At 63.1% G+C, this 20,559-nt stretch carries 9 protein-coding genes and 1 pseudogene; 3 read left to right on the forward strand and 7 right to left on the reverse strand.

Translation table 11 applies throughout. The features are described from left to right. Positions 1-238: 238 nt before the first annotated feature. From FKZ61_RS22965 to FKZ61_RS22995, 7 genes are all read right to left on the reverse strand, one after another. Complete coding sequence (locus FKZ61_RS22965; RefSeq protein ID WP_141612503.1) at positions 239-685, reverse strand: hypothetical protein; 447 nt, start codon at positions 683-685, stop codon at positions 239-241. A gap of 22 nt (positions 686-707) precedes the next feature. Further along, positions 708-2,777, reverse strand: coding sequence for a sensor histidine kinase (locus FKZ61_RS24370; RefSeq protein WP_141612504.1), 2,070 nt, complete (start codon positions 2,775-2,777; stop codon positions 708-710). Next, a complete protein-coding gene (locus FKZ61_RS22975; RefSeq protein ID WP_170200214.1) occupies positions 2,774-3,451 on the reverse strand; it encodes a TlpA family protein disulfide reductase in 678 nt (225 codons plus the stop codon). Before FKZ61_RS22975 ends, FKZ61_RS24370 begins: the two co-directional genes overlap by 4 nt. A gap of 434 nt (positions 3,452-3,885) precedes the next feature. After that, entirely contained in the window at positions 3,886-4,878 is a 993-nt protein-coding gene (locus FKZ61_RS22980) for a hypothetical protein (RefSeq protein ID WP_141612506.1), read from the reverse strand. A 278-nt stretch (positions 4,879-5,156) separates the two neighbouring features. After that, positions 5,157-8,297, reverse strand: coding sequence for an efflux RND transporter permease subunit (locus FKZ61_RS22985; RefSeq protein ID WP_211358703.1), 3,141 nt, complete (start codon positions 8,295-8,297; stop codon positions 5,157-5,159). Beyond that, positions 8,294-8,749: a hypothetical protein gene (locus FKZ61_RS22990; RefSeq protein WP_141612507.1), complete on the reverse strand. Its 456-nt coding sequence runs from the start codon at positions 8,747-8,749 to the stop codon at positions 8,294-8,296. Before FKZ61_RS22990 ends, FKZ61_RS22985 begins: the two co-directional genes overlap by 4 nt. A gap of 106 nt (positions 8,750-8,855) precedes the next feature. Continuing rightward, positions 8,856-12,005 (reverse strand): efflux RND transporter permease subunit, encoded by a 3,150-nt coding sequence (locus FKZ61_RS22995; protein ID WP_141612508.1) that lies wholly within the window; start codon positions 12,003-12,005, stop codon positions 8,856-8,858. A gap of 2,095 nt (positions 12,006-14,100) precedes the next feature. Here FKZ61_RS22995 and FKZ61_RS23000 point away from each other — a divergent pair. The 3 genes and pseudogenes from FKZ61_RS23000 to FKZ61_RS23010 form a co-directional block, all read left to right on the forward strand. Next, positions 14,101-15,636, forward strand: a complete 1,536-nt coding sequence (locus FKZ61_RS23000) for a sugar transferase (protein ID WP_229964374.1) — start codon at positions 14,101-14,103, stop codon at positions 15,634-15,636. Positions 15,637-15,793: 157 nt separating this feature from the next. Then, positions 15,794-18,529 (forward strand): SdiA-regulated domain-containing protein, encoded by a 2,736-nt coding sequence (locus FKZ61_RS23005; RefSeq protein ID WP_211358704.1) that lies wholly within the window; start codon positions 15,794-15,796, stop codon positions 18,527-18,529. Between the two features lie 90 nt (positions 18,530-18,619). Next, positions 18,620-20,559 (forward strand): annotated as a pseudogene (locus tag FKZ61_RS23010) (hypothetical protein); the annotation flags it as partial.

Raw genomic sequence — 20,559 nt, forward strand, 5'->3', positions numbered from 1 at the left:
GCGGGTCTCTGGCCCGCCGTGGGTGGCCGGATCTGCGGGGTACCGGGGGGCGTGGGGGAAGGTTGGCGACAGCGGGCGGGCACGGGGACCCCGTCGTAGGCGCAGCTCGTAGCTGCGCATCCGTCGCTCTCCCTTCACCCGCCTGGGTATGGCACCATCGGGCGGCCGAGGGCCGCCCCTACGGTAAACCAGTACCCTTTCGCGATGGGGAACAGCGGGCGGGCATGGGGGCCCACCCCTACAGGAGGCGGAGCAGCTCGTCCAGGGTGATGCCCGTCTCCCTCAAGAAGAGGGCCGCCAGGACCAGGGCCACCAACAGCACCAGCACCACCACCGGCCAGCCGGAATGGGCCGGCTGGGGCGGTGGCGGCTGCCAGGGACGGATCCGGCGGCCACGGGCAGGCCGAATCTCGATGCGCTCCTGGCCATCCACCACGGTCGGGTGCAGTTCCACGGTCAGGCCAATCCAGGTGGAGGGGACAAGGCTGCCGGACAGGGTGATGAGGACGGCGATCTGGTCAGGCGTCAGGACCAGCCGTTTGGGTGTTTCAGCCAGATGCAGGACCGGGGCCAGGGTCTCCACACCCTGGAAGGAGACATTGACGACGGTCACCGTCCGGGCACGGCCGCCCAGATCGTGGGGGTGGAGTCGATAGCCGGTGTCGACGATGGCAGAGATGGACATGGAACGATGCAAGCGGGGCGACTCAGTCCCCAGGTTTCAAGTCCACGGTCGGTGCTGCCATGGACTGCCTGCGCCGGGCCGGGCCAGGATCCGAGGGCAGCCATACCCGGAAGATGGTCCCCCGGCCCACCTGGCTGTCCACCTGGATGGTGCCGCCATGGAGCTGCACGATCTCCTTGACGATGCCCAGCCCCAGCCCGGTACCCCGGATCTGGGACTGGATCGCGTTCTGGCCCCGGTAGAAGCGCTCGAAGATGTGGGGGAGATCTTCGTCCGGTATGCCGATGCCCGTGTCCTGGACCACGAACTGGACGCCGCCCGGGTCCGCCTGGGTGATGACAGTGATGCTGCCTTCGGGCGTATAGTTGACCGCATTGGCCACCAGGTTCACCACCAGGTGGGCCAGCTCCTCTTCATTCCCCCGAACCTGCAAGGGGCCCGGATCGGGTCGGAAGATGAGGCGGAGGCCCGCGGCCTCTGCCTGGGGCTGGTAGGTGGCGACCACGCTGGCCACCAGCGGGTTGAAGTCCAACGGGGCGAAGACCAGGTGCTCCCGCTGTTGTTCCAGGCGGGAGAGCTCCAGGATCTCTTCGATGTAACGGCCCAGAAGATCCACCTGGGCGTTCATGAGCGCCAGATATTGCTCCTGCTTGGCCGGGTTGATCTTCATCAGCTCCAGGAAACCGCGCAGGCTGGTGATGGGGCTGCGCAGCTCATGGGAGACGTTGGAGACGAACTTGGATTTCAGCCGGTCCAGCTCCCGCAGCCGGGCGTTGGCGGCGGCCAGCTCCTGGGTGCGCTCCGCCACCTTCTCCTCCAGGCTGGCGTTCAGCTCCCGGAGTTGCTGGACCAGCTCCACATTTTTCTCGGCAAAGGCCGCCACCTCGGCGTGGGCGGCCTCCAGCTGGCGCTGCCGTTGATCCAGGGCGGTGACCATTTCCCGGAAGGCGCCGGCCAGCGCGCCGAGCTCATCCTGGCGCTGGACCGCGATGGGGGTGCGCAGGTCGCCGCTGGCCACCGCCTGGGTAGCCCGCACCAACTGGGTCAGGGGCTTGATCAGGGTGCGGGCCAGGGCCCAGGAGACCAGCACGGCCAGCACGATGACGACACCCGCGACCATGACCAGGCGGAAGGTCAGCCGGTAGACGGGCGCTAGAATCTCGTTGTCGTCGATCTTCACCACCAGCCCCCATTGGAGCTGGGGAATGTAGCGGATCGCGGCCAGGACCTCCTGGCCCCGATAGTCGGTGGCCTGCTGGATGCCTTCCACCGCGTTGGCGGCCAGGGTGGCCAGGTAGGCTTCCGGCGTGCCCTGGCGCAGGCGCAGGTTGAGCGCGGCCTCCGGGGCAAAGCGGGTGTTGTTGAGGAAGACGGTGGTGTCCCCTTCGCTGCGTACCAGCATGGTTTCACCGGTGGAGCCCAGGCCGGGGCCCAGGTCGATCAGCCGGAAGAGGGATTGTTCCGCGTCCACGGTGAGGATGACGGCGCCCAACACCGCCGGCTGGGGCTCCACGTCGTTGGCCGTGGCCGCGTGCATCACATGGCCAAATTTCATTTCCGGCCGGCCCGTTTCCGGGTGGAGGTAGAGATCCTGGGTATACTGGCCGTCTGGGGCAGCCATGGTGTGGATGAAGGCTTCGTCGTCGGCGATGGACTGGCCGATCAGGGTGGGGTCGGTGGCGGCGCGGATGACGCCGTGGACGTCGGCCATGACGATCTGGCTGTAGCCGGGCCGGGATTGCTGCAGCAGGTGCATGCTGTCCACCAGGCTATCCAGCAGGCTCGCTTTTTCTTCCGACGAGGTAGCGGGTGACAGAAGGTCGCTGAAATGTTCCTGGTTGAGTTTGTTGCTGGCCAGAAGTTGGGTGTCGGCCCGGCGTTCTGCCAGCCAGAGGGCGGTGAACCCCTTCTTGAAGTCGGCGATGATGATCAGCTGCGCGTAGATCTGCTGGCGCAGGGCAGAGCGCTCGCTCATGTAGGCGGCCAGGCCCAGCCCCGCCACGGAGATAAAGGCCACGCAACAGAGCGCGGCCAACAATCGTCCCAGGAGACTCCTGCGCAGCGGAACGTTCATGGCGACATGAGGATTCACGAGGAGAGGATCCTCGCCAGCAGCTCATCCAGGTGATCGGGGGTCAGCAGCCCGGCCCACGTGGCGGCGATGCGGCCCTCCCGGTCGATGAAGATGCTGGTGGGCATGCCCCGCAGTTGATAGAGGGTGCGGACGCTGCCACTTTCGTCCCGCGCCACGGGCATCTCCATCTCGAATTCCTCGGCGAAGCGCCGGACCGCTTCTTCCTTCTCCTGCACGTTGATGGCCAGGACCACCAGCTCCGGATGGGCCTGGGCCTGGCGGACGATCTCCGGCATCTCCAGCCGGCAGGGTCCGCACCAGGTGGCCCAGAAGTTGAGCATCACCGGGTGCCCCTGCAGCGAATGGAGCTCAAGCACGCTGCCGTCGGCCCACTCCATGCGGAAGTTGGGGGCCAGGTCGCCAGTGTTCAGGCCGGTCTGGCGGTTGTCCACCCCCTCGGCGCTGGCCAGGGGAAATCCCCGGCCGATACCGGCGGGCAGGTCGGCGACGGATAGCTGGGCCTCTTGCGCAGGGGCAGGAGCGGAGCCCTGGCCAGCAGCGGGGGCTCCGCAGGCCGCCAGCAGCAGGGCCAGGAGCAACAGGGTCAGGCGAAGGGCGCCGGCCGAAACATCGCCGGACAGCGTGGAGCCGGGCCCATTGAACCAGAAGCTGAAACGATTGTGCAGCCACATGAGGACGTCACCTCCCTGTGCGGCGTAGTATAGTCTGGCGTAAATGCCACGGCAGAAATTCGGCGGCATTACCTCTGGTGGAAACCATCGGCGAATTTCTGCCGGGCTTTACTAACCACATGACGGTTGGTTGCCGACGCCGGGGGGCGGGCCTGCGGTCAAACCAGACCACCACCTGGACGGATGGGGCCATCCGCCGTGGGTTGCCAACAGGCTGTCAGCCTGCATCGGTTACCGCCATGATAACACAGGGGCGCCTCCGGGATGGTAAATCTACCTACGGAATCAGGGAAATCGGAGTGGCGTGGGCGTCTGGGCGTGGGCACCCCAGGGCACCGGTCGCAAGGTGCAGGTTATCTGTCAGCCTGTCGACAATCTTGGCACAGAAGGGAGGTAGCTGTCAAGCAGCACAGATGTCCGTGTGGGACAGTGTCTCATTGGGCGGGCAGGAGCTCGGCAGGCTGGGTCCGGCTATACATGTAGGCCCGTTCCTCCAGCTCCAAGGCATGGGCCCGGACCTCTGCCAGGGCCTCCTCATCCAGTTCGATGACCTCCACCAGCTCCAGCGTCTCCTGCTGGGAATCGTCGCCGCGCCAGCCCACCCGCACCACGCCCACGCCCTGGGCATAGTATTTGAGCTGGAAGGCGCCGGGCTCCTCCTGATTGTACTCTTCGATGACCAGCACATTGTCAAAGCAATCATAGGGTACACAGGTCTGCTGGCCCACTTCGTAGACCCGGGCCCGGTCGGTCCAGTTGAAGGGCGCGGGTGCATAGCCCTGGGAGTAGTCCGAGCTGTCCTGTTCGGGATGGGCCTTCATCATGATGCCCGCCTTGGCGCCCTCTGGCAGGTCGACCAGCCAGACGCGGCCCCCCACGAATTCCGTCTCGTCGTAGGTTTCCCGATATTGCCCCAGATGCCAGACATTGCCCTCGTTGTCCTGGGCAAAGAAGGTCAGCTCGGCCTCGACCAGCGCGTCATCGCTGATGTCTTGATCCAGGATCACCACGGTGCGCACGCCGTTGATGACTTTGGTCAGGTCGGTGACGGTGAAGATGATGCGGTGGGGAATTTCCTCCCCATTTTCCACGGTGATCCCTTCATAAACGTACTGGGTGCCGGGCTTCAGGGGCTTCCAGGGATTGTCGATGGTGGTGGCGTGATCAAACTGGCTGGGGTCCAGTTCCAGCAGATTGGCAAAGTGTTCGTCCGGAAATTCTTCTTCGGCGGCAGCTTCGGCAGCGACTTCTTCCTGGGGGGCTGGGTCGGCCGCGGCGGGCTCGGCCGCTTCCTGGCTGGCTGCCTGAACAGGTTCAGCGCCCACGAGTGCCGGGCCGCTGAGGTCACTGCTACAGGCGGCTACAAACAACGCCATGGACAACAGGGCCGTGAATACAGCCCACGTCACGAGGGTCGAACGAGACATGATTATGCTCCTTCTGGTCTCAGCCTGTTACTCGAATGGCAACGATTCACGCCCTGACCCAGTACAGGAGTGCATCCAACACCAGGGCGCCGGCCGCGATCCGGGCCGCGTCCGTGGCACCGGCCGTCAGGTCCAGCGCCCCGGCATCGAATCATTCCTTGAGCTGGAGGAGGACGAAGGCCACCAGGGCGACCTCGACGGTGCCGACAAGCAGAGTGGACCAGCCTGTGGGAACCGCTACCGAGAGTCCTCCGGTTTCCTCTCGCTTCTCCAGCCCACTAGCCGGCCGCCTGGAGATTGCTGTGGCGGCCTGGCCCCCCAAAACGCAGGTAGAGGGCCGGCACGATAAAGAGGTTGACCAGGGTGGATGTCACCAGGCCGCCCAGGATGACGATGGCCATGGGATGTTCGATTTCGTGGCCGGGCAGGTTGCCGGTGATGGCCAGGGGCACCAGGGCCAGGCCCGCGGTCAGCGCGGTCATCATGATGGGGGCGATGCGTTCCCGGGCCCCGCGGATCACCAGGCCCAGGCCAAAGGTCTCCCCTTCAAACTCTTCCAGGTGCTGGTAGTGGCTGATGAGCATGATGCCGTTGCGGGCCGCCACGCCCAGGATGGTCAGGAACCCCACCAGCGAACCCAGGGAGAGAACCCCGGCACTGAAGAAGAACGCGGCCAGGACACCCCCCACCATGGCCATGGGCAGGCTCAGGAAGGACATGGCCGCCAGGCGCCAGGTGCCCAGAGAAACCCGCAAGAGGAAGAAGATCACGAAGGCCGCGATGATGCCCGTGATGAGAATCCGCCGGCTGGCCGCCTGGCGCTCCGCATACTCGCCGATGAGCTCTGGGTGATAGCCGTGGGGAAAGTCGATCTCTTCCAGGGCGTGCCGGACGTCCGCCACCACGGACCCCAGATCCCGCCCCTTCACATCTGCCTCGATGTTGATCCGCCGGGCCAGCCGCTCCCGGTTGATGGCGTTGGGAATGGGTTTCACCTGGATGTCGGCCACTTCGATCAGGCGGACCTTTCTGCCGTCGGGTGTGTCGATCAGCAGATCGTAAATGTCGGTCAGGCTGTCCCGGTATTCGGGCATGCTCCACACCTGTACATCGTAGGTGCGGCTGACGGTGTGGATGTCGCCGGCTTCTTCACCGGCCACCAGATAGGCCGCGGCCCGCCGGACGTCTCCTGGTTTCAGACCGTAGGCCTGGGCTTTGGCCAGATCCACCTGAATTTCCAACTGGGGAATGTCCACCAGAAATTCCACGTGGAGATCGGTGAGACCCGGGATTTCCGACAGTTCGTGCTCCACCTCCGCCGCCTTGGCCCGCAGCACATCCAGATCTTCACCGTAAATCCGGATGACCACGGGATGGCTGGAGCCGGTCAACACTTCCCGGATGCGTTCCTTCAGGTAGGTTTGCACATCCCGGTAGAGTCCGGGATAGCCATCCACCATCGCCTGGATCTTGGCCAGGGTCTCATCGTAGTCCACTGACGGATCCACGCTGACCCAGTTCTCCCCGAAGTAGATGCCATAGACCTCGTCCATCAGCAGCGCCTGGCCGATGTGGGAGCCGCAGTTGCGCACCCCCGGAATGGTGCGCAGCTCCTGGCAGGCCAGGGTGGAGATCCGCACCATCTCCGGGTGGGAGGTCCCCGGTTTGGTCAACCAGTGCATCAGGAAGTCCCGCTCTTTGAACGAGGGCAGCAGTTCCTGCCCCAGGAGCGGATAGATCACGATGCCGGCGCCCAGAATGACGACTGTGGCGGCGTAGGCCAGGCTGGGCACCTTCAGGCTGCGGCTCAACAGGGCGTCGTAGATGCGGTGGAGCCAGGGGATAATGGGCGAAATCCGTTCCCGCACCGGCGCGTTGTCCAGCAGGATTAAGATCAGCGCCGGCGTCACGGTCATGGCCACCAGGGGGGAGACCAGGGTCGCCACCACGTAGGCCTGAGCCAGGGGTTTGAAGAAGGCGCCGGAGAGGCCCTCCATGAAAAAGACCGGCAACAGGCTGGTCATCTCGATGACCGAGGCGTTGACGATGGCGCTGCGCACCTCCAGCGACGAATCCAGCACGATGGTGGACGTGGGCAGGGTGCTGCCTTCCCGCCGGTGCTGGCGGAGGCGCCGCACGATGTTCTCCACATCCACGATGGCGTCGTCCACCACCGCGCCGATGGCAATGACCAGGCCGGCCAGGACCATCACGTTGAGGGTGGTGCCGAACTGGGCGAGGATCAGCAGGGTGATCACCGCGGTCACCGGGATGATGGTGGCGCTGATGATGGCGATGCGCCAGTCCCACAGGAAGAGGAGCAGGACAATCACCACCAGGATGGCCCCCAGGAGCAGGGAGTTGACCAGGTTGTCCAGCGCCACCTCCACGAAGGTGGCGGGCCGGAAGATGGTGGTGTCGATGTCGATTCCGGCCAGGCCCGGTCGCATCTCCTCGATGGCGGCCTCTACCCCCTTGGTCACCTCCACGGTGTTGGCCCAGGGGAATTTCTCCACGATGAGGAGCAGGCCCGGGCCGTCGTTGACCACGGCATCCCCGATCATGGGCCAGGTATCCTCCACCATCTGGCCCACGTCGCCCAACCGCAGGGCCGTGCCGTCTGCCTTGACCCGCTGGTTGATGGGCACGTTGGCCAGGTCGGCCGGGGTGATCACGGGCAAGACATGGCGAATGGAGATCCGCTGATTGGGCGTCTCGATGAAGCCACCTGTGCCGACCACCGAACCGTCGGAGTATTGGATCAGGCCTACATCCAGGGCGTCCGATGTGACCTGGACCACTTCATGGACGGGGACCCCGTATTCCTGGAGCTTGTTGGGATCGGTCTGCACCTGGAGCATCTGGATCCGTTCGCCCCAGATGGCCACGTTGGCGACGCCGGGCACCTGCAACAGCCGCTGGCGGATCTTCCAGTAGGTGATCATGGAGAGATCCATCAGGGAGTAGACATCAGACGAGATGCCGATCTTGAGCGTCCGGGCGGTGGAGGAGAGGGGCGGCAACATCATGGGCGGGCTGGCCCAGGTGGGCAGGTCCGGCGTGGCCAGGGCCAGGCGTTCCTGCACCAGCTGGCGGGCCTCCATCAGGTCCGTCCCCGGTTTGAAGATGAGGAGGATGGAAGAAAGCTGCTCCACCGATTTAGAGCGCATGATATCCAATCCCGGCGTGCCGGCCAGGGCCTCCTCCAGGGGGACGGTGACCAGGGCCTCCACCTCCGCCGAGGAGAGGCCCAGGCTGGGCGTCTGAATTTCGACCCGCGGTGGCGCGAATTCGGGGAAGACGTCCACCGGCATGGTGCGGATCTGGTCGATGCCGAAGAACATCAGGATGGCGGCCAGAAACACCACCAGGTACCGATATTTCAGACTCGAAGCAACGATCCAGCGCATTTCATTCATTTGCCGACTCCTGTGTCTATTCCGAAGAGCTCGGCTACGGCCACGTAGGCCACTTCCGTACCGACCTCAGGCCCATCAATCAGGATGGCCAGATCGCCCTCGATGAAGTCCACCGTGACCGGCGCCCGGATGAAGGTGAGGGGTTCGGGGCTCACGTAGACCCAGGTTTCTCCATGGAGGCCATAGATGATGGCTCCGTATGGAACCACCTTGCGGGTAGCCCCGTTGATTGGCTCCTCCCGCACCGGCGCCGTCTGGACATCCAGCCGCTGGGCAGCCCGTTCCGTCAGCACCACCCGCTGAAATTCACTCCCTTCGCTCTGTTCCAGGTAGGCCGGCTCTACCTTCACGGGCATGTCGGCGGAGGCCCGGCCACAGCCGGCCAGCGATAGAACACTCAAGGCCATAGCCGCCAGCAACCAGATTAGGGTGGAACGGTGAATCTGCTGCATGTCTTCCCTCCTTATGTAAATGAATTCTGCTTTCAAGGAATCGCCAATTTTCGCACCCCTGGGGGGAGGGTAGCGTTCATGCCTGCATGCAGCCCGTCAAGGCATGTCAGGCGTTGTAACCTGGCTGCTCCTGCCACCGGGCGGCAGCCTGGACCGGTTCTGGCCGGGCCCCGTAGCGCAGGTAGAGGTTGGGGATCACCACCAGGCTGAAGAGCATGGACGTGATGGTACCGCCCAGGATGACAATGGCCATGGGGCGGATCACCTCATTGCCGGCGATGTCTCCGGCCAGTACGAAGGGGAGCATCAAGACGATGGTTCCCAGGGATGTCATCAGGATGGGCGCCAACCGCTCCCGCGCCCCCCGTAGCACCAGCTCTGGCCCGAAGGGCTCGCCCTCCTGGTCCTCCAGATTTTGGAGATGCCGGATGAGCACCATCACCTGGCGGACAGCCAGGCCCAGCACCGTCAGAAAGGCGAAGAGCGCGCCCAGGGATAGGGCTCCTCCGCCCAGGAGCGCCGCCAGGACGCCGCCGGCCAGGGCCATGGGCAGCGTCACAAAGGTCACCAGGGCCATTCGCCAGCTATTGAAGGCCGCCTGCATGAGCAGGAAGATGCCGACCGCCGCGGCCAGTACCATCCCCCAGAGGCGGCGCCAGGTGATCTGCTCCACGTCCGAGGCGCCCAACACTTCGGCGTGATATTCCAGGGGGAACTCCATGCCCTTGATGCGGTCACGGATGTCCGCCGCCACGACGGCCGGATTTCGACCCTCTACGGCGATGCCCACATCCACGAAGCGAGAGACCACATCCCGCCGGATCACCGTGGGGCTGGGCACGATGCGGACATCAGCCAGCTCCTGCAGTGGCACATAGCCCCGGGAGGTGTAGATGGGCAATGCATGGAGGTCTGTCAGGCTGTCCCGCAGTTGCGGTTCGCCCCACACCACCACGTCGAACACCTTGTTCTCCTCGTAGAGGTTGCCCACCCGCAGGCCAGAGATCAGGGTAGTGGCCTGGCGGCGGACGTCGCCAGGCTTGACCTGGTAGCGTTCTGCCTCGGGCAGCCTCACCTCGATCTCCACCTGGGGCCGGACGTTTTGGCGGTCAACGTCCGCCCGGGCAATGCCGTTGATGTTGGCGATGGCCTGTTGTACCTTCTCTGCCTGGGTGTTGAGCAGCTCCAGATCGTGGCCATAGAGGCGTACCACCAGATCGTGGCCAGGCCCCAGCAGGGCCTCTTTCATGCGCTTGGGCTCGTAGGTGCGCACCTCGCTGATCAGGCCCGGGTAGCCGCTGGTGACGTTGCGGATGGCCGCCACGGTGGCTTCGTAGTTGACCTCCGGGCTGATGCTGACCCAGATCTCGCCGGAATCCACATCGACGATGGCGTCGCCGGTAATGGCCCGCCCCATGTGGGTCCCGAAGCTCTCCACACCGGGGATGGCGTGGAGTTCCTGGCGAACCTGTGCGGTGATGCGGCTCATTTCGGCGCGGGATGTGCCGGGTGCTGCCTTCCAGTAGATGGTCAGGTCCGTCTGTTTGAAGGTGGGAACGAGGGAGACGTCCAGGAAAGGCAGCGCGATCAGGCCCGCCAGGATCAGGACGGCCGCCAGGCCGAAGCCCAGGTAGCGCGCCCGCACCGTCTGGCTGAGGAGGCGCCGGTAGCGCTCCTGCAGCCGCTGGACCACAGGCGACGCGAAGGTCGGCCGCACCGTTGTCCGCCCCAGATCCGAGAGCAGCAGCATGGTCAGGGCTGGCGTGATCAGCAGCGCGACCCCCAGGGAGGTGAGAAGGGCCAGGATGAAGGAGACGGTCAGGGGCCGAATGAAGGAGCCGGCCAGTCCCGGAATGAGAAAGATGGGGGCCACCGCCGCCAGGATGATCAAGAGGGCGAAGATCAGGGGGCCGCGCATCTCCAGGGTGGCCTCCAGCACCACGGGCAGGCGGGCCCCGGCATCGCCGGATTGGCGATGTTGGTGGACACGTCGGGCGATGTTTTCCGTGTCGACGACGGCATTGTCAATGATGGCACCCAGGGCGACCACAAAGCCCGCCAGGGTCATGGCGTTGAAAGTGGTGCCCCGCAGGTAGAGGATCAGGCCGGCCGCGGCCAGGGAGAGGGGGATGACGATCAGGCTGGCCAGGGCGGTGCGCCATTGGAAGAAGAATGCGCCCAGCACCAGCGCCAGGAGGACGATCCCGATCAGCAGCAGAACGCTCACGTTCCTGGCGGCCTGCTCCAGGTAGGTGGCCGGCCGGAAGATGGTGGTGTCGATCTCGATGCCGGTCAGGCCGGGGCGCATGGCCGCCAGCGCCTCTTCGACTCCCCGGGTCACTTCCAGGGTGTTGGCCCCCGGAAACTTTTCAATGACCAGGAGCAGGCCAGGCCCTTCATCCAGAAGGGCATCTCCGATCAGGGGCTGATGATCCTCCACCACCCGGGCCACGTCCTCCAGCAGGAGCCCTTCGTGGTCTACCACGGCGACCTTGCCCAGATCCTCGGCCGAGGAGATGGGCAGCTCATGTCGGATGCTGAGCCGCTGGTTGGGGGTGTCGATCCAGCCGGCGGTGCCCGGGGTGGAAGACTCCAGGTAGCTCAGGGGAGAGACCCACAGAGCTTCGCCCGTGGTCTCGATGATCTGCTGGATGGTGACGCCCTTTTCCTGCAGGGTGGCCGGATCGATCAGGACCTGGAGTTGGCGATCCCGATGCCCCCAGATGGCCACATTGGCCACACCAGGTACGCCCATGAGCCGGGGTTTGATGTTCCAGCGGGCCAGCACCCCCATCTGGACGAGAGAGAGTTGGTTCGAGGAGAGGCCCACCATCATCACCCGGCTGCTGGTCGAGAGGGGTTGGAGCATGGTGGGCGGGCTGGAAACGTTGGGCAGCGCGAACGTTTGGGTGAGTCGCTCCTGGACCATCTGCCGGGCCCGAATGGGATCAGTACCCGGTTCAAATACCAGGAGAATGGAGGACATGCCGGCGACAGATTCGGAGTAGATCTGGTCCAGCCAGGCCACCCCATTCAGGAGATCTGCCTCCAGCGGGACGGTGATCAGGGCTTCCATCTCCTCTGCCGAGAGGCCCAGGGCTTCCGTCTGGACTTCCACCAGAGGCGGGTCGAACTCGGGGTAAATATCGATGGGCATCTCCCGCAGTTGGACGATGCCCCCCAGCAGCAATACCGCGGCGAAGACGAGGATCAGAAAGCGAAGTCGCAAACTTACACCAATCAGCCAGCGCATCATATGAACTTCCTCCTTGTACGGGCTCACTTGTCCCTGGGAGCAGGGCCTCTGGACAGGGGCGTTTGCCGGTTGGAAAAGCCAATATGCCAGGAATCGTCCGGGTATGGGACGAATCGGGTGAAATGATGGAATGGAAATAAAACCAGAGTGACTGGGAAGAGCGGGAGATGGCTATGGGGCTATCAGGAAGGGACAAAGAAGCATAGCCTTGTCCGCCCTCTCAGGCTGAACATGTACGGCCGGAGATTGTCCGCTGTCGGACGTTGGCAGCGCGGGCAGTGGACAACGCGAGTCAAGGTTAAGTTAAATTGTTCAACCCCAGAATTCATCCTGCTGGATCTGGGCTGGCAGCGATGGAGGGCTGAGGGGCATGGCCAATTTCAGTAAGGGGGATCCAGGTTTCCGCTGACCCCGAATGGGGTGACATGGCCGGTGCCTGGAACACGCCGTCAAGGCCGAGAACGAACGATGAAAGAAGGGAAGCAGCCGGGTCAGATGAACACGTCTAGAGTGCGAAGCGTAAAATGCTGAACAACGGTGTCCGAATCGAAACGCAGAGGGTCAGTTGACTGGAAAGGAGATGCAATGAGAGGAGGCGATGTAGCGGCAAATGAGACAAAAGTAGCATTGAATATACAACAAAAGTGCTAACTTGCCATAAAGAATACAGGAAACTTAGCCTTTTGTCAATAGGTTGACAGTTTTTCAGTTTTTCCGTAACGGGTGCCCCGTCGTAGGCGGGGCGAAATATTTTTCGCCCTTACATGCCGGGCTGCACAGCCGTCGCCGTCCCTTCGCCCGCCTGGGCCTGGCGACAGCGGGCGGGCAGGAGGCCCGCCTCCACGGCAAATCGGCACCCTTCCGGGCATCACCGTGCGGCCAGAGACCGCACCTACGACAAGGGCGGCCATCCGCGCGGATTGGACGCGGGTCTCCGGCCCGCCGTGGGTGGCTGTGAAATCTGTGGATCTACAAAGATGGTGCTGACAGGTTCGCCAGCCTTTTGACAGGAATTGACAGGAAAATGTAAGCAATGCTCCGATGGTTATCTGCTACACTGAGCGTATCGTGATATGTGGCCATTTGTTCCTGTCCAATCTTGGCAGGAGATCCCTGGGTTGATTGGGTGAATATCAGGGCTGAGCCGCCGTCGAGCCATTGATTTTATTGTTGCCACTCTACTTGATTCTCCATCGATGCCCTCCATTGAAGTTTCGCTATCCCTGTCGTGTTGTTTGCAGGCTTGTGAGGTTTGAAACTGGCTCTGTATAGAATTCGCGGCTCTGCTCCATTTCTTCCTGACTCCGTTCTTCTAAACTTCTGACCGACTTCTAAACGCCCAACTGAAAAGGCCAGCCACGGATGGCTGGCCCCCAGGCATAGCGGGTGGACACTGCCCACGCAGCCAACGTCTGACAGTGTCCACCCCTGGCACATGTACCGGCCCTGGAGGGACCGGTAGGGTGCTGGCATGTTCTATGATGCCGATAGGATATTAGGCCTTTGTTGTTAGCTCTTTAACGTCGCGTTAACGTTGTGGCTTGAACGTTATACCTTGCAACAGATACCGGCTCAACAGTACCTGATGAAAAAGAAGGGCCAGCCAAGGGAGGGCTGGCCCAGGCACTCGCCAGTTGGATCACTGCCCACGCTGCCAACGTCCGACAGTGATCCAACACCGTCCGTACATTCCTCAGCCAGGAGGCCGGGAAAGTACTATGCCTATGCTTAATTCTACTATATTTAGGCAATTTTTCAATGGCGGTTTCCATTTTCTTGCCAGACGATAAGCCGTCGGCCTCCCTACCGGTAGGCTGATCCGAAGCGACTCGCGAGTGTCCACTCGACTCCCACTTTAGCCGGCCAACCCCCGCCGGGCCTTCTTGCCCCGACGGTGAATCACCCCAGATCTGTGGCCCATCCACAGAATAGACAGATGGGCGCCTGTCAAGGCGCTCTCCCGGGTTGTTCCTTCACAATTCAGGATGCTGTGTCGATCTCTTCAGGCAGTGGGACTTCGAGACCCATCGGCCAAATCCTGCGGGGCGTCCCCCCTCGGGTCCGGCGGATAGGGCAGGAAGATGGGAAAAGAGCGATGACTTATCAGGCAGATGACTCCTCCAAATCCAAGCTGCTGGTACCCAAGCCGTTGGAACCTGAATCCAAGCCGATGATGCGGTTGACGCCGACGAACCGGCTGAGGCCGTTGGCCTTCGTGCGCCTGTTGGACGCCTTATGGCGTCACCTGCGCGAGAGCACCGGTCGCTACCGTTCGCCCCTCTCAGAACGCTGGCTGCTGCTGGTGGTGGTGGACAGCCTCTGTGTGGTGGCGGCAACCTGGCTGGCTGAGCGGACAGCGCCGGCGTTCATCTCGACGCCCGGTCTGCTCTGGCGATGGTTTCCCGTCCTGTTGGCAGGCTGGTGGTGCCTGGCCTATGTCAATAACCTGTATGATGTGCCCTCCTCCGGGGATGGGCGGGCAGGCGTCGCGCGGGGGATGGCGAGCGTTGGCCTGGGCCTTGCCCTGTACATGGCGATCCGCGTCTCCCTGGGTTACCCCTGGCTGGATCTCTTTGGACTCTACTTCGCGGCCATCTTCCTGATTCTGATCCTGGCCTGGCGCCTGACCTATGCGGGGCTATCCAACCGTCTCTTTGCCCCCCATCGCATCCTGGTGGTCGGCCTGAACGATCAAAGGCGGCTGTTAGACCCTCTGCATAAGCCAGCGGCGCGCCTGAATTTCGAGATCGTGGGCGCTGTGGGCGAGCAGGAGGCAGAGGACCCTGACGGACAGGTGCCGTACTTGGGGCCGATGAAGAGGCTGCCGGAGCTGATCCAAACCCTGGACATTCATGAAGTAGTGGTTAATGTCACACAGCCCCTGACCCCGGACCTGTTTGACCTGCTGATTTCCTGTCAGGGTGAAGGTATCCAGGTCACCTGGATGGCCGACCTCTACGCCCGGTTGAATTATTGCATCCCCATTGAGCACATCCGGCCCTGGTGGGCATTGGATGCCCTCCAAGGGCGCCCCCTGTTTAGCCGTACACAACTTGTGGGCAAACGCTGCCTGGATCTGGCGCTGGTGCTTTTGGGGCTGCCCATGCTGCTCCTGCTCATGCCCATCATTGCCCTGGCCATCCGCCTCGATTCCCCCGGCCCCATCTTCTACCGCCAGACCCGGGTGGGGCGTGGTGGTAGGCTTTTCTCTATTTTCAAGTTTCGCACCATGGTCCCGAACGCCGAGCAACCCGGTGCCCCCCAATGGGCGACAAAGGATGACAAGCGCATCACCCGGGTGGGCCGTTTCTTACGCACAACCCACCTGGATGAATTGCCGCAAATCTTCAATATCCTGCGCGGCGAGATGAGTTTTGTGGGCCCCCGGCCAGAGCGTCCTGAATTTGTGGAGAAGCTGGAACGGGAGATTCCCTTCTATCGGACCCGGCTGCTGGTCAAACCCGGCTTGACCGGCTGGGCCCAGATTCACTACGACTACGGCAACTCTGTAGAAGACGCCATGATTAAGCTGCAGTTCGACTTCCACTACATTCGCCACTGGTCCCTGTGGAAGGACGTCTACATTCTGTTTCGTACCCTGGTCGTGGTGATCCAGCGCAAAGGCACCTGAACGGCACGGCATCCAGCCGGCTTCCTGCGGTTGGGGTCGGATAGTGACCCGGAGCGCGAAACTACAGCCCCGGGTGGAGGTACAAGTTGAAAGCTGGATGAGCCTGCAGAAGCATACGCCAGATTCCTCCAGACCAAGAGCAATGGAGCACGTTAAGATGGTTCGCATCCCCCCTGTAAACAGACATCGGGTTTATGCGCTTTGGCCCTGGTTGGTTGGCCTGCTCCTGTTGATTCCCCTCCTGGTCCAGGCCCAGGTGTGGGCCCAAGATCCCGCCGAGGGGCTGGCAGAACTGCGGACGGTGTACCTGTCTGACGTGCAGGTGATGTCCGGAAGAGGGGTCGCGTACAGCGTGGACCGGGGCGTGTTCTACGTGCTGGAGCCCGCGGAGGCGGGAGCCCGGGTGAGCGTTTTCACGCCCTATGAGGAATACCTGGGCCAGGTGGAGCTGGGGATAGCGGTGGATTCCCAGTGGAATCTTGCCTATGGATTGGATCGGCTGTGGTTGCGGGCGTCCGATGGCCAATCGTTGCTGGGCGTCGCCCTGGACGATCTGGCGGTGGTGGATGTGGCGACGGTGGATGTGAGCGGGTTGGCCTCCGGGCAGGTGGCCGGCATGGCGGTGGATGAGACGGCCGGCGTGATCTGGCTGTTGGATACGGACCGACAGGAGCTGGTTGGGGTCTATGTGAGAGGCGCTTTGGCCGGCCAGCTCGCCGGCCGGGTCGCGTTGACCGGGGTGGAGAAGAGCGTGGCCGGGTTGGCCCGGGATCCCCGGGATGGACACTGGTCTGTACTGGCAGCCGATGGCACGGCCGTCTATGAGCTCAGCCCGGAAGGCACGGTGTTGCAGCGCCGCGACACCCGCGGGCTGGAGCTGGTGGGGCCCCGGGGGCTTGTGTGGGCGCCCAGCCCAGACCTGACCGATGGGGCCGATGTTTGGCATCTGTTCATTCTGGATAGTGGCCTCCAGGAGCACCCTGCGCAGCCGGTGAACCCCCTGCTCTTCCCGTTGCGCCTGTTTCTGCCCTGGGTCGCCGGCGGGAGCGCCACGGAAGCCAGCTCCCAGACCCTGCTCGCGTGGCAAAGGGGGCGGCTTATCGAGGCGGTGCCTGCCTCCATGGCGGGGGGAAGCGTACGGGCCAGCCTCATCACCGTCAGCCTGGTACGCACGGTGGATCTCTCTACCCTGTCGCCCCCCAGCCCGGATTCCGCCGGCCTGGCCTATATTAGCACTTCCAACACCCTCCTGGTCAGCGATTCGGAGGTGGAGGAGACCGTGGCCGGAATCACCCATTTTCAGGGCGCGAACTTGTGGGAACTGACCCTGGACGCCACCCTTGTTTATACCGCCAATATTTCTCGCGTCCCGCCGACCTCCGTTCCCATGACCAATGAACCTTCGGGTGTGGCGTGGGATCCCAATACGGGTGACTTTTTCTTTGCCGACGACGGCACGAAGTGGATTTACCGCCTCAACCCAGGCAGTGACGGGAAAATTGGGACCAGCGACGATACCTGGACCCGCTTCGACACCGAAGTCTATGGGAATCTGGACCCTGAAGGCATCACCTACGATTCCTGGCACAATCGCCTTTTCGTAGCGGACGGTGTCAACCGAGAAATCTATGAGTACACCTTGGACGGCACCCTGGTCAACCAGTTTGATGTGGAAGTATACGGCATCATCGATCCAGAAAGCGTGGAATTTAACCCCGATACTGGTACGCTCTTCATCCTGGACAGCAACCGTCAAAACCGGGTCATTATCGAAACCACGACCGCAGGCGTTCTCATCGAGATCTACGACATTTCTGCTGCAAACTCGCGGAAGGCGGCCGGGCTGGCCTACGCGCCGGCCAGCGATGGTTCCGGCGCGAAACACTTCTACGTGGTGGACCGGGGCGTCGACAATAACTCTGATCCGAATGCCGTGGATGGCAAGCTTTACGAGCTGACAGGGCCGCCAACAGGGAACACCACCCCTACTCCTTGTGACAACAACCAGAGCATCCCATGTCCACCCACGGCCACGCCGACACCGACGTCGACGGAGACAGCGACACCGGAGCCCACGGCCACGTCGACACCGACGCCGACGGAGACAGCGACACCGGAGCCCACGGCCACGTCGACACCGACGCCGACGGAGACAGCGACACCGGAGCCCACGGCCACGTTGACACCGACGCCGACGGAGACAGCGACACCGGAGCCCACAGCCACGTCGACACCGACGCCGACGGAGACAGCGACACCGGAGCCCACGGCCACGTTGACACCGACGTCGACGGAGACAGCGACACCGGAGCCCACGGCCACGTTGACACCGACGCCGACGGAGACAGCGACACCGGAGCCCACGGCCACGTTGACACCGACGCCGACCGAGACAGCGACGCCAGAGCCCACGGCCACGTCGACACCGACGCCGACGGAGACGGCGACATCGGAGCCCACGGCCACGTCGACACCGACGCCGACGGAGACGGCGACGCCAGAGCCCACGGCCACGCCGACACCGACGCCGACGGAGACGGCGACGCCGGAGCCCACGGCCACGTCGACACCGACGCCGACGGAGACGGCAACGCCGGAGCCCACGGCCACGTTGACGCCGACGCCGACGGAGACGGCGACGCCAGAGCCCACGGCCACGCCGACACCGACGCCGACACCGACGGCAACGAGGACGGCAGGGCCTCCGGCTACGTTGACCAGGACACCGAAGCCCACGGCGACAGCCACGCGGACGGCGAGCCCCACGGTCACGCCGACGCATTCACCCACGCCGCTGCCGGTGGTGACCGCACCTGTGGTGACAACACCCGTGGCATCCAGTGGACATCGGGTCTATCTACCGTATGTGGGATACAGCAGCACGGCCCGGTGAGCTTCAATTTGCATCGACAAGCGGGGTAATTGCTCCAGATACCGTGAGACAGTTGGACAGACAGGAATGGCCCATGAGGAGGCCCAGGTGATGAAAACAACGACAGGATCGACTCGCCGTCATTGGCTCTGGACAGGGATGATCGGCTTTGTGGCGTTGCTGGCGGCGTGGATTCCTGCTGGCGCCTGGGCCCAGGAGGCAACGGGAAGTCTGACAGAACTGCGGTCGTTGTATCTGTCGGATGTGGGCGTGGAGGCCGGCGGAGGTGTGGCCTACGACGAGGAGGAGAGGGTCTTTTACGTCCTGGAGGTGGGAGACGAAGATGGTAGCAGGGTGCGCGTCTTCACCCCCTATGAGGAATATCTGGGCCAGATAGACCTGGATATAGCTGTCGATCCAGGCCTGAACCTGGCCTATGGCCTGGGCCGGTTGTGGATTCTGACGGATGGATGGCAAGAGCTGGTGGGCATCCGGCCGGACGGCCTGGAGATTGAAGAGGCCCAGTCCATCCATATCGGCCACCTGGGCCTGTCTCGGGTGGCCGGGCTGGCCGTGGACGAGGCGGCCGGCGTGGTGTGGCTGCTGGATGCCGCCCAACGGGAACTGGTCGGGATCCAGGTAGCGGGAGAGGCCTCCGGCGGCCTTGTGGGGCGAGTCTCGCTGGCCGGGCTGGGGGAAGATCTGGCTGGCCTGGCCCGGGATCCCCGGGATGGATCCTGGTATGTCTTGGAGGCAAAGACCCAGGTGGTGTATCAGCTGACACCCGACGGGACAGAGGTGAACCGGTATTCGATGAGTGCCCTGGAACTCAGGGCTGTGACGGGATTGGTCTGGGCACCCAGCCCGGACCTGACCGATGGGCCTGATGAGTGGCACCTTTTCCTCCTGGACAGTGGCGTTGCGCGGCCTCCAGCCCGACCGGTAGAGCTTCTGCCGTTTCCCCTGCAACTCTTTCTGCCCATGGTGGCAGGGGACACGGGGAATAACGTCGCGGCTGGAGAAGCGGCGGTGAGCCAGCCGCCACGCCTCGTTGAGGTGATACCTGCTCGAGATGGCGAAAAACAGGTCTATGCCAGTCTGGTCACGTTGAGCCTGGTGCGAGCGGTAGATATGGCGGCTCTGTCGCCGCCCAGCCCAGATCCGGCGGGACTTACGTATGTCAGCGCTTCCAACACCTTGCTGGTCAGCGATTCGGAAGTAGAGGAGACCGTCAGTGGGATCACCCACTTTCAGGGCGCCAACCTGTGGGAGCTGACTTTGGGTGGCAACGTGGTACGGACGGCCAATATCTCTCGTGAACCGCCCACGGACGCACCCATGACGGATGAGCCCACCGGCGTGGCGTGGGATCCGCTGACCGGAGATTATTTCTTTACAGACGACGGTACCAAACGAGTCTACCGGTTGCATCCAGGGGCCGATGGGCTGATCGGCACGGCCGATGACACCTGGGATAGTTTTGATCTCCGCCCGGCCAACAACCTGGACCCCGAAGGGATTACGGTGGATACCTGGAATCACCGCCTTTTTGTCGTGGATGGCGTGAATCTGGAGGTGTATCAATACACCATCACCGGAACGTTGATCAGCCAGTTTGATGTGGATCGCTATGGTTTATTAGATCCAGAGAGCGTTGAGTTCAATCCGGACACCGGGACACTTTTTATCATGGACAGTATCCGGCGCAATCAGATCATTATCGAAACCACGTTGAACGGCGACCTGATCGAGACGTACGACATGTCCGCTGCCGACTCGCGGAAGGCTGCTGGCCTGGCCTATGCGCCTGCCAGCGATGGTTCTGGCCAGAAACATCTTTATATTGTCGCGCGAGGGCGGGACAATAACTCCAATCCAAGTCTGATTGACGGCATGATGTACGAGATGGCAGGTCTTAGCCAGCCGGTCAACAGTGCGCCGGTGGCAGTGGATGACAGCGTGAGCACGATGGCCGGTACGGCGGTGGTGATCGATGTGGCGGCCAACGACAGCGACGTGGACGGGAACCTGGATGTGGGGACGGTGAACAC

This window comes from Litorilinea aerophila (genome assembly GCF_006569185.2).
GTDB lineage: Bacteria > Chloroflexota > Anaerolineae > Caldilineales > Caldilineaceae > Litorilinea > Litorilinea aerophila.